11 protein-coding genes, 1 pseudogene and 1 riboswitch are annotated in these 11013 nt (G+C 38.4%); all 12 genes and pseudogenes read right to left on the bottom strand.

Features of this window, described 5'->3' with window-relative positions:
* Window positions 1-89 precede the first annotated feature (89 nt).
* Window positions 90-527, bottom strand: coding sequence for a bifunctional adenosylcobinamide kinase/adenosylcobinamide-phosphate guanylyltransferase (locus RTL21_RS07170; RefSeq protein ID WP_312094751.1), 438 nt, complete (start codon window positions 525-527; stop codon window positions 90-92).
* Window positions 476-1102, bottom strand: coding sequence for a histidine phosphatase family protein (locus tag RTL21_RS07175; RefSeq protein WP_312094753.1), 627 nt, complete (start codon window positions 1100-1102; stop codon window positions 476-478). Before RTL21_RS07175 ends, RTL21_RS07170 begins: the two co-directional genes overlap by 52 nt.
* Entirely contained in the window at window positions 1060-1854 is a 795-nt protein-coding gene (gene cobS / locus RTL21_RS07180; RefSeq protein ID WP_312094755.1) for an adenosylcobinamide-GDP ribazoletransferase, read from the bottom strand. The genes RTL21_RS07175 and cobS overlap by 43 nt, the downstream gene beginning before the upstream one ends.
* Window positions 1851-3356 carry a cobyric acid synthase gene (locus RTL21_RS07185; protein ID WP_312094757.1) on the bottom strand — a complete coding sequence of 502 codons (1506 nt, stop codon included), beginning with the start codon at window positions 3354-3356 and terminating at the stop codon, window positions 1851-1853. Before RTL21_RS07185 ends, cobS begins: the two co-directional genes overlap by 4 nt.
* The gene (locus RTL21_RS07190; RefSeq protein ID WP_312094759.1) at window positions 3353-3910 is read right to left on the bottom strand and encodes a bifunctional adenosylcobinamide kinase/adenosylcobinamide-phosphate guanylyltransferase; all 558 of its coding nucleotides are present in this window, start codon (window positions 3908-3910) and stop codon (window positions 3353-3355) included. The genes RTL21_RS07185 and RTL21_RS07190 overlap by 4 nt, the downstream gene beginning before the upstream one ends.
* A complete protein-coding gene (locus RTL21_RS07195; protein WP_312094761.1) occupies window positions 3880-4971 on the bottom strand; it encodes a pyridoxal phosphate-dependent aminotransferase in 1092 nt (363 codons plus the stop codon). Before RTL21_RS07195 ends, RTL21_RS07190 begins: the two co-directional genes overlap by 31 nt.
* Window positions 4946-5908, bottom strand: a complete 963-nt coding sequence (gene cbiB, locus RTL21_RS07200; RefSeq protein WP_312094763.1) for an adenosylcobinamide-phosphate synthase CbiB — start codon at window positions 5906-5908, stop codon at window positions 4946-4948. The genes RTL21_RS07195 and cbiB overlap by 26 nt, the downstream gene beginning before the upstream one ends.
* A complete protein-coding gene (locus tag RTL21_RS07205) occupies window positions 5905-7371 on the bottom strand; it encodes a heme ABC transporter ATP-binding protein (protein WP_312094765.1) in 1467 nt (488 codons plus the stop codon). The genes cbiB and RTL21_RS07205 overlap by 4 nt, the downstream gene beginning before the upstream one ends.
* Window positions 7371-8408: a FecCD family ABC transporter permease gene (locus RTL21_RS07210; protein ID WP_312094767.1), complete on the bottom strand. Its 1038-nt coding sequence runs from the start codon at window positions 8406-8408 to the stop codon at window positions 7371-7373. Before RTL21_RS07210 ends, RTL21_RS07205 begins: the two co-directional genes overlap by 1 nt.
* Window positions 8395-9354 carry an ABC transporter substrate-binding protein gene (locus RTL21_RS07215; RefSeq protein ID WP_312094938.1) on the bottom strand — a complete coding sequence of 320 codons (960 nt, stop codon included), beginning with the start codon at window positions 9352-9354 and terminating at the stop codon, window positions 8395-8397. The genes RTL21_RS07210 and RTL21_RS07215 overlap by 14 nt, the downstream gene beginning before the upstream one ends.
* 130 nt (window positions 9355-9484) lie before the next feature.
* A riboswitch (cobalamin riboswitch) is annotated at window positions 9485-9656 on the bottom strand.
* 112 nt (window positions 9657-9768) lie between these two features.
* Window positions 9769-10503, bottom strand: coding sequence for a DNA/RNA nuclease SfsA (gene sfsA / locus RTL21_RS07220; protein WP_312094769.1), 735 nt, complete (start codon window positions 10501-10503; stop codon window positions 9769-9771).
* A gap of 12 nt (window positions 10504-10515) precedes the next feature.
* Window positions 10516-11013, bottom strand: a pseudogene (locus RTL21_RS07225) (hypothetical protein); the annotation flags it as partial.

Genomic DNA, 11013 nt, shown 5'->3' on the forward strand with positions numbered 1-11013 from the left:
CCGGTTCGTAGCTTTCATCTCAATCACGAACACCACTTTCCCTCTTAATACTCCGGTTCGTAGCTTTCATCTCAATCACGAACACCACTCTACTTCAACTGCTCATTTAATCCATACCAAATAACATCCACTCTATCTGCAGTTGCTGCAATCCTTTGAAAAATCAGTCCTGTAGCATCGCGCCACAGGCGGTCTTCTTGATCAATGGGAACGATGCCTTTCGTAATATCGCTACCAATTAAAAACACGCAGCGGTCTTCTTCTTCTCTTTCCCATTGAAGCAAATCCCCCACTTGTTTTTCTATATAAGTGATTGTTTGCTCCAACGTTTCTTCTTGCAGACGATTTTTAATCATCCACTCCAGTCCTTCAATTATATAAAAAGAATCCTTCTCATCATTCATACCATTTATTTCCTTTTCATCAAACAAACGAAGGACCTTCCCCTTTATAAGGCCATGCTCCTTTGCATAGTTTACTGTCCAGCTTTTCTTCCCGTGAAAGCTACCTCCTGTAATAAAGTGCATCTTTCCTTCCTCCTAAAGCTTTCTTTGTTGGACCATATTAGCTCGATTCCCTCTCCCGGCAAAATGGTGTAGTCCCAAAAAATCTTTTCTGTTACGCCATATTTACTAAGTAAATAACGAATGACGCCACCATGTGTGACAACTGCGATTCGATTACTTTGGCCACTCTGTTCCATTAAACTGTCCCAGCCTTTATCTACTCGCTCTGCCATCTCTTTAAAGGATTCTCCATTTGTTGCAGAAACTGCAAATGGAGCATTTAGCCACTTGCAATAGTCAGGGAGTCCTTTTAACTGTTCATATGTTTGCCCTTCCCAATTTCCAAAATTTATTTCTCTAAAATAAGAAGTACTGCGCAAGCTCTTTTCAGGAAACAAACAAACTGCTGTTTCTTTCGCTCGCAATAAATCACTTGTACATATCCAATCATATTTAGATACTGGTCTACCTTTTTCATAAAGCTTGTTTCGCCCATTTTCACTTAAAGGAGCATCTGTCCAGCCAATATATGCTTTTCGTTCATTTTCGGCAGTTAACCCATGACGAAATAATGCAATAACCATAGTGTCGCCCATAGTACCAATTCCGTCCCTTCTACACTTGCTCCTAATAAATCACCTGTTAATCCCCCAAAAGCTCTCTTCATAAATCTGCTTAATAAAAAATAGCAGCCTATGCTAACGGAGAGAAATAGAAAGAACAGTGGCATCCATTGCGGAAACAGAAACAGGAAAAATAGAAATACAAGTACAAAATATCCACTATAAAAAAGCGTACGCTGCCCTTGGACAGATTTTTTAAAATAAGCGCCGAGCCCGTCCTTCTTTGCCTCTTGAACAAATAGTAAAATCCAGCCCATCAACGCTTTAGAGAAAAACGGCAAAAGCATTACAAATAAATAGGTGAAGTCTTGCATGCGTATTACTATTTCATAGATAAAAAGTAACTTCGTACTTAATAAAAGAATGACTGACAAGAGCCTGAAAGCGCCTACATGAGGATCTTTCATAATCTCTAGTCTTTTCTTAGCATCCTGATAAGAAAAATAGGCATCACTAGCATCCATCCAGCCATCTAAATGAAGTCCCCCAGTTAACAAAATCATACCGAGCCAAACAAAAAAAGCAACCGCAAGATTTGTAAAAGGGGTATGTTCCTTTAACATAAAGAAGAGGCCCATATAAATAAAGCCTTGAAAAAGTCCTAGCAAAGGAAATGTTTTAATGCTTTTCTGAAGAAATTCCCCTTCCATCGGAAGTGTTTTTCTCACTGGTATCGCCGTAAAGAACTGAATATTTAATAGAAAACCAATAAACCATTTTTTCATTGTCTGTCACCATTCTGAAGGATATCCAATATTTTCCCCCAATCAAGATGTTTTTTCATCTCATCAGCGAGCGCATCAAAACGTTTATCCTTCTGTTCCTGAATAAACAGCGCTTTTCTTTTCTCCATTCCCTTTTGTAAACGGATTTGATTTAACCATGTATTGCGAAAAGCATCATTATAAAATAGATGATGCATATAAGTACCTATCAATCTTCCGTCTTCACGATAATAACCCTCATCTCTATTATCAAGTAATAAAAAAGGACATTTTTCAGCAGAAGGCTCATATTCTGTTTTGCCTAAATGAATCTCATAACCCTCTACCTTTTCTAACGCTAACTTCGTAGATGGATGATAGCTGCCTTCCACTCGAATAGTCTCCTTTTTCTTTTCAAAAGTAGTAATTGCAGGGATAAGGCCGATCCCTTCTATTCCTTCGCTTATGATTCCAGTATCAGCACCATGTGGATCCATCAAAGCAGTACAAAGCATTTGATATCCTCCGCATAAACCTATTACTCTGCCACCTTGCTCATAATAGCTTTTAAGTCGGAGAGCTAATCCGTTCCTTTTCATTTCTTTCAAATCATCAATCGTACTTTTCGTACCAGGAATAATAACTGCATCTGGATTGCCTAAATCATCACCATTATCAATCAGGCGGATACTAACATCATCTTCTAGGAAAAATGGTTCTATATCTGTAAAATTGGACATATAACGATTGTTTACTACTGCCAAATCGATGACTTCATTTGTAGTTGTTAATCTTTTCTCCCGAATAGATAAGGAGTCCTCACCTTCAATCATATGGTTATGAATAAAAGGAAGAACTCCGAGGACAGGGATGCCTGTCTTTTCCTTCAGCCATTGTACTCCATCTTCAAAAAGAGCTGGATCTCCGCGAAACTTATTAATAATAATTCCCTTAACCCTGCTCCGTTCCGCTTCTGAAAATAGAGCAAGGGTTCCAATAATACTCGCAAATACACCTCCACGATCAATATCTGCAACGAGAATGACAGGAATATCAGCCATTTTAGCAACTTTCATGTTTACAAGCTCTCTGTCTTTCAAATTTATTTCTACTGGACTTCCCGCCCCTTCCATCATTACCATCTCATAGTTGCTTTGCAGGTAATCAAGGCTTTTTTGAATAACGCGAATTCCCTCTTCATAAAACTGTTCCCGATAGCCTCTGCCAGAAAGAGTCGTACTTGCTTCTCCAAGAAGAACAACCTCCGACTGTAAATCAGATCTTGGTTTTAAGAGGATTGGGTTCATCCAAACGGTAGCCTCGGTCCGTGCTGCTTCTGCCTGAATTCCTTGGGCCCTGCCAATCTCTTTTCCATCCACTGTAACATAAGAATTATTAGACATATTCTGTGATTTAAATGGAGCAACTTTTTTCCCCTCGTTCGCTAACATCCTGCATAAAGCAGTAACAATCAGACTTTTTCCAACATCTGATGAAGTCCCTTGTATCATCACACCCTTCATTCTTCTCCTCCCTTCTTCCTTTGCACTATCCCGTTTTCTACTAAATAAGCATCTGTTGCATGCTGCACGAGAAAATAATGTAATCGATTTAAAATCCTACAATACTTTTGTACAAATGGATCTGTTGATGGTTCATATGTAACTTCATTACTAACTAAAATAAGTACTTGGCAACTTCGACTTAGCTTTACTAGATCCTTCTTCAGCTTAATCTCTATCATTTCGTGTTGTTGTTCTTTTAAAAAAAGTTCATTATTGACTAATACTGTTAAACAATCGAGCAAAATGACATCCTTTTTTGAAAAAACTCTCGCCAACTCACCAATATCCACTGACTGTTCATGGCTATTCCATTTCACCTTTTGTGTCTTTCTTATTCGTTGATGCCTTGCAATTCTTGCTTGCATTTCTGCATCCGTATTAACAGCTGTAGCTATATAATGTAATTCAGCACTTGCCTTCCTTGCGTATTCGATTGCCAATCTTTCAGCAAAAGAAGATTTACCACTTCTCACGCCACCAGTTACAAAGATGATGGACGAATTTGCTTCCATTTCGCTAACACTCCTTGCAATTGCTGATTTTCTACTTTACTTTTAATCGCAAACCGCAGCCAGCTTCCTTCTAAACTCTGGTAATTATATGTATGTCTTGCAATGATGCCGTTGTTTAACAAGAAAGTAAGAAGGTCTTTTTGATCGTTTAACCTTTGATCTCTTAATAAGTAATAATTAGCAGCTGAGTTTGAATAAGCAAATTGTTCTTTCTTAAAAAAGGGAAATAAGCCTTCCTTCTCCATTTGTATAAAGGATTGCGTCTTTTTTAAAAACGCCTCTTGCTCCATCAATAATTCGCCAACCTTTAATGCAATTCCATTGATACTCCATTGGGCTTGAAAATGTTGCAATTGCGCAATTAGTTCCTCTGACGCGAATATATAGCCTAAACGTATCCCTGGAATGCTGTACATTTTTGTTAAGGAACGCAAAACAATGAGGTTTGAGAATTTTTTTAAAAGAGGTAACATATCTTCATATCCAATTACAAAATCATAGAAAGCTTCATCCAATATGACATTACAATCGTTTTTTTCACATAAAACCAACAACTCTTCTACTAGTTGTTTTGGATAAAATATCCCGGTTGGGTTATTCGGATTACATAAAAACACGGCATCTACATGACGAATATCCATTTCCAGTTTAGAAGGAGATAGTTCCCAGCCAGATTCCGCTGATAAAAAATGATGATAGATGTCACAATGATTAATTCGGCACACTTCCTCGTATTCAGAAAAAGCAGGCTGAATAAGCAATACCTTTTTCCCCGTAAGCATTCTCCCAAGCAAAGAGATGATTTCCGCAGCTCCATTGCCAATCAAAAGCTGTTCTGGACGAAGTTCATACTTGTTTGAAATTTTCTCCTTTAGGCGACTTGCAAAAGGATCTGGATAAAGATGGACTGTCTGATATAATTCATTCCACTTCTCCAATAGGATAGGCGGAGGTCCTAGCGGATTAATATTTGCACTAAAATCTATTGCATCTACTGGCATTTCTATGTTTGTCTTTTCATAAATATACTGGGGATTAGCTCCATGCATTGGCCAATTCAAATCCTATTCCTCCTATAAACAAAAAAAGATAAAAGCATACAACTGCCTTATCAGCAATTTTAGTCGCCTCGATAATATGACTAGTCCTTAAAGGCTGTTGCGCTTTTCCCATTCGAGCCCTATCTGACTTCTTTCCTCGATAATAGTTTATTCCACCAAGTTGAATACCTAGGATAATTGCCGTTACAGCTTCGCCCCAGCCACTGTTTGGAGAAGGATGCTTCTTCGCATCTTGAAATAATATCTTCCAGGCATCCTGCTTACGATAGTAAGGACAGCGAGTAAATAACAGTACAAGAATGGCGGTGATACGACTAGGTAAATAGTTAACAATATCATCACATTTCGCAGAGAAATACCCAAATTCTTTGTATCTATCATTCTTATAACCAACCATACTATCACATGTATTAATGGCCCTATAGACAAGGCTGAAGGGAGCACCCCCAATAAATGCCCAAAATAGTGGAGCAGTAATACCATCACTCGTATTTTCTGCAATGGTCTCTACCGTTGCTCGTACAATTTCATCTTTCCCTAATCGCTCTGTATCTCTCCCTACAATATAAGAAAGCTTCCTTCGTGCCATTACTAAATCATTAGCCTGCAATGGTTCATATACTTCTAAAGCAGCATCCTTCAGACTTTTTTGGGCAATCGTAGTTGCGATAAAGAGAGCTTCTACCATTACCCCGACCCACCAATGAAGCTGATAGCTAATATAAACAAGGCAAAAAGTAACCAAAAAGGTGACGACTACCACAATGATGAACATCCATAATCCTTTTATTCTCCGCTTTTGCCCATTATTTAATCTCTGATCGAGAAAGGAAATCAACTTACCCATCCCTTTTACTGGATGTGGCCAGTTTGGAGGATCACCAATGAGTTTATCTAAAATAATAGCAAGTGTAATGCTAATCAAATGGCCAATCATTTAAGTGATATCCTCCTATCCCTTTTATCTAAAGACTCTGTTAAGCACTTATAGACACCTTGTGCTATACACTTTCCAAGCGGCGTAATCGTACCACCAAATTCGAGATAAGTGCCTTCTTGGGTTGCAGCTACCAATATACTATCTGTTGACGTTCCTGTTGCAATCGTTCCCGTCTCTAAATCTTTTATATTTCTATCTCGCAAGACTGCTGTCTTTGCTTCCGTGGCAGTAATGACACTTTGTAAAAAGGCTTGCTCTGATAATTTCCCATTAACAAAAATCCAAATATTAATCGTTCCAGGGTTTAAGAAGGAAGAATGCTCGTTAGTCCTTGCTGCATCGACAGCATTTCCCACTCCTCCTGTTACGACAATCATGACAGAAAAATCCCCTTGCTCAACAAGCTGATACGTTGCATCCTCTGTGTAGACAGCTGTCATCATTCCCACTGTCTCTGCTGGAATAAGGCCATTTCGAAGCAAATAATCCTCCATTTCCTCTCGATAATTTTCACATCGATACGATTTATCTACATGTCGGTTCACAAAGCTTTTATACCAGCCCATTCCTGCACCAATTACACCTGAGGAAAGGGTGTAAAGCGGGAAAGGAACCTTTACCTCTACTCTTTCTGAAGTAATGGTAATAGCTTCCGTATCTATTTTGAAATCATTTCTCACTATGTTTCTAGGTACTAGCGCTATTTGGGGAGCCGGTTTGCTTGGATGAAAGGTGTTTTTCACATCTGTTTGATAGATTCTTTTCACTCTTTCTTCTTGCAATACATCAGAAGGTGGTGCGTCTACTTCTACCTTTCCATCATCTAATAAAAGCAGCCGATCACAATATAAGCCTGCCAAGTTCAAATCATGAAAAATGCAAACAATCGTTAACTCCTTTTCCCTGCTCCAATCTCTTAAGTTATCCAATAATTCCTTTTGAAAGGATAAATCTAAATGATTAGTTGGTTCATCTAATAGGAGAATTTCTGGTTCCTGTGCCAGCGCCTGGGCCAAATATACACGTTGTTTCTCGCCCCCAGACAATTCATGAATGGACTTGTCCTGAAAAGCAAAAACTCCTGTTTGCCTCATTACTTGATTAAGCACTTCTTCATCCCTATAACTCCATGATTGAAACAGCCCCGATTGATGTGCATATCTCCCCAGAGATACGATTTCTCGAACCGTATAAGAAAAAGATTCATTCGCATGCTGAGAGAGGACCGCCACTACCTTCGCTAATTCTTTCATCTTATATTGGTCAATGGGTCTACCTTTTATCTGAATCTGTCCTTCTTGCGGTGTTAAGATACCGCTGATAATTTTCATTAAAGTCGTTTTTCCGCTTCCATTAGGTCCAAGAATACCAACCATTTCTCCTTTATTCACTGCAAAAGAAATATCTTGTAAAATCTGTTTTGTTTCATATTGAAAAAAGAGACTTTGTACATTTAGCATTATTTTAAACTCCTCTTCCTTCTTCTCAGTAATAATCCAGCAAACACTGGAGCACCTACTAAAGCCGTTATGACCCCTATCGGAAGTTCCGTCGGAGAAATAATCGTTCTCGCTAATAAATCAGCTAGAATCATAAAGCCACTACCTGCAAAAAGGGACACCCCCATTAAATGTCTGTGATCAGAACCTACAATAATTCGGACAAAATGTGGAATCACAAGACCGACAAATCCGATTGTCCCAGAGACTGCAACTGCCGCACCCGTTAGCATCGAGCCAGCCAGCAAGATAATCATTTTTCTTCTTTGCACATGAATCCCTAAATGCTGTGCCCTTTCTTCTCCAAACGCTAAGGCATTTAATTCCTTTCCTTGCGAAAGAAGAAGCCCGGAACCTACTACAAAGAAAGGCAGAAGAATTTTAATATATTCCCACCCTCTCATGGAGACACTTCCTAGTAACCACCCAATAATTTGGCGAAGCTCGTTTCCTGTCAATGCAATCATAAGAGATATAAATGCACTTAAAAAAGATCCAATAATAATACCTGTTAAAATAATTGTTTCCACTCGCATCGCAGGATCCATTTTTTTTGCAAAAAAGACAACAAATAAAATCGTAATAAAGGAGAAGATCACACTCATAAATGGCAAAGTCAATCCACCAAGAAACGGAATGCTAAATTGGAAAAACAATGTGATTACCGCCCCAACAGAAGCACCAGATGAAACACCAAGTGTATAAGGGTCTGCCAATGGATTTCTTAACAATCCTTGGAAGGCTGCTCCCGCAATGGATAGGCTCGCGCCAACAAGTCCTGCTAATAGCACTCTAGGAAGGCGTATATTTTGGACTATATTTATATGCATCGGATCAACATTGTTTAATAAACTTTCCGGCCCCAAATAACTTGCTAATATTTTTATTACAGATAAAACAGGAACAGAGATTGTTCCTATGGATATTCCAATCACTATCGCAAAAAGGAGAAAAAAAGCGGCATAAAAATAAGCCGCTTTTCTTTTATTTAAAAACATCTGGGTACACCGCTTTTGCAATTGCCTCTACTCCTTCAACTAAACGAGGACCAGAACGAGTTACCATGTCAGAATCAACATCTACTATTTGCTTTTCTTTTACAGCCGTAACATCGGCCCAGCCTTTTCTCGAACTAATTTGATCAATTGGGCTTTTTTCTGAGTAAGCTCCATATGTAGTAATAATTACATCTGGATTAGCAGCAATTACTGCCTCTTGATCCACTTGAATCCAGCCCTCTTCTGAAATAATATTATTCGCATTAATAGTATCTAGCATTTCTTGCATAAATGTATTTTTACCAGTCGTAAACAAATTTGGTTCTTCGCTTACTTCTATGTAAACAGATTTTTTATCATTATCGGAAACCGCTGCTGCCTTTTCCTTGATAGCATCTAATTTTCCTTTCATATCAGCAACAAGCTGATCTGCTTCTTTTTCTGCTCCTGTAGCCTGTCCAATCATTTCCATACTTTTATAGACATCCTCAAAAGTAGACGCATCATTCACAACCACAACATCAATGCCAGCATCGCGAATTTGCTGCAATCCTTCTGCGGAATTATGGGCGCTAGATGCATGTGCTAACACTACATCTGGATTCAATGAAATTATTTTCTCTACATTAAATTCCATTCCTCCTACCTTTTCTTTTTCCGCCGCTTCTTTTGGATAGTTATCATAGTCACTAACCCCAACTAACTCCTCTCCTAGTCCCAGTGCAAATACAATCTCCGTATTACTAGGCATTAAGGAGACTAGTTTTTCTGGCTTTTCGTCAATCACTACTTCTTGAGCCAGCGCATCCTTTATGGTTACCGGAAAAGTAGACTCTTGTACCGTTGATTGCTCCTTTTTATTGTTTTCCGACTTCGTTTCTCCACATCCAGTAAGTACACCAAAAACGAGTAGTATTGCTAAAAATAAGGAATAAAACTTTCTCATCATCCATTCACCTTCCTAAATAAATATATGAAAAATAAAAAACATCTCTATTATCGTTCATAGAGATGTTGGGATGACTTTAAAAATATTTTCAAAGCGCGCTCCACACCTCCCTATCCTCGTAGGCTTATTAGGTGTATAGAAAATGGCAGGTCTCCTGACTCATGATTTTCGCAAAATGGAACCTTCCCATACATATTTCGTACAGTGGCCTCTCTCCATGTCGCAATCATTTACAGTGGCGGGACCGTGTCGGATTTTCACCAACTTCCCTTTTAAGAGTCTTTTTGAAAAAAGAGAAAGTCTTTCGACATCCCTCATGAGCATTTTACAAAAAGTCTCACCATCGTCTATCTATTTCATTTTTCTTCTTTTTTGATTATACATTCAAAGTTCGCAGAAATAAATGGCCTTTTACTGAATTTTTAAAAATGGATCTACTGGGATTGCATCGCCCCATTCAATTCCCTGCTTGGTTAAAATACAAGTATAGCTTAATAACTGAACACCAGCATAGACTGCTACCTCTAAGCTTTTTGCAAAGACTGGATCTATTGCAGCAGCACTTGTCACTATTTCCACATCTTCTCTTTGCACAATAAATAAAATAGCTGTTTTATATGTTCCTGCCTTAGCAATTGCTGTTAATTCTTGCACATGCTTTGCACCTCTTTTTGTGACCGCATCAGGAAACATCCCTATTCCATCGCTTGCTAATGTCACACTCTTCACCTCTAGGAGCAATTGATTTTTCTCCTTATCTTCCAACAAAAAATCCCATCTGGAGCCGCCATACGTATATTCTGATTTCACCCATTGATAAGCGGAAAGCTCTGCTATTATTTCATTTCTCAGCATTTTTTCAACTAACTTATTAGGATAGGTTGTATTAATAGATACAAGAAGCCCATTGGATTCGACATATACAGCCGTCCATTTCGTTTTCCTAGCAGGGTTCGTGCTTGGGAGAACATAAATCGTTACCCCTTCTATTAAAAGCTCAATTAGCCTTCCCGGATCAGCTAAATGCACCTTTTCAAGTTGCTTTGTCCCCTCATCAAAACAATGCAAAATAAACCGATTCGGCCGTTCCACAAAAGTCATTTTCTTTAACTCCGCTGGAAAATCTATAAATACTTTTTCACTCATATCATCCACCAATTAAACCTTCGTTAATTGCCACTCTCTTAATTTTTTATCAAAAATAAGCAATGCATCACTTTTTTGTTTCCTATTTTTCTCATATTCTTCGTACATATCATCCATATTATCAAAATCGCCTAAAATCCAAATCGGTATTTCCATTTTCAATCGTGTTTGGTATGCCTTATCAATTGATAGAACCATACCTTCTCGCATAAAACGTTTTAATTCTGTAGCAATCTCTCGAGGAAGAGATGGATACAACCGCTTCTTTTTAAGACCTAACAGCGCTTTTTCTAGTTTAAGCTCTGCAACTTTATTTGCAATGACATCACAAAATAATCGATAAAAAGAGTCCATGTTTTTATAATAAATTTTATTAAACCAGCCATCATCATGAGCCAAATAAGCATATTGGTTATTCAGTTGTTGAAAAAATGGCTTTCTCAACGGCTCCAGCTTATGTCCAAGGTAAAGAAGCTCCGCGATCGTTTGACCCTCTAAAACATCTAATGT

It is taken from the genome of Niallia sp. (genome assembly GCF_031978665.1).
Classification (GTDB): Bacteria; Bacillota; Bacilli; order Bacillales; family Cytobacillaceae; genus Niallia.

Bases quoted from the DNA above. Each gene is read 5' to 3' on its own strand.
- RTL21_RS07175 (WP_312094753.1), bottom strand. From the start codon at position 1,102: ATGGGCGACACTATGGTTATTGCATTATTTCGTCATGGGTTAACTGCC.
- RTL21_RS07205 (WP_312094765.1), bottom strand. From the start codon at position 7,371: ATGCTAAATGTACAAAGTCTCTTTTTTCAATATGAAACAAAACAGATT.
- cobS (WP_312094755.1), bottom strand. From the start codon at position 1,854: ATGAAAAAATGGTTTATTGGTTTTCTATTAAATATTCAGTTCTTTACG.
- RTL21_RS07190 (WP_312094759.1), bottom strand. From the start codon at position 3,910: ATGGAAGCAAATTCGTCCATCATCTTTGTAACTGGTGGCGTGAGAAGT.
- sfsA (WP_312094769.1), bottom strand. From the start codon at position 10,503: ATGAGTGAAAAAGTATTTATAGATTTTCCAGCGGAGTTAAAGAAAATG.
- RTL21_RS07210 (WP_312094767.1), bottom strand. From the start codon at position 8,408: ATGTTTTTAAATAAAAGAAAAGCGGCTTATTTTTATGCCGCTTTTTTT.
- RTL21_RS07170 (WP_312094751.1), bottom strand. From the start codon at position 527: ATGCACTTTATTACAGGAGGTAGCTTTCACGGGAAGAAAAGCTGGACA.
- RTL21_RS07185 (WP_312094757.1), bottom strand. From the start codon at position 3,356: ATGAAGGGTGTGATGATACAAGGGACTTCATCAGATGTTGGAAAAAGT.
- cbiB (WP_312094763.1), bottom strand. From the start codon at position 5,908: ATGATTGGCCATTTGATTAGCATTACACTTGCTATTATTTTAGATAAA.
- RTL21_RS07215 (WP_312094938.1), bottom strand. From the start codon at position 9,354: ATGAGAAAGTTTTATTCCTTATTTTTAGCAATACTACTCGTTTTTGGT.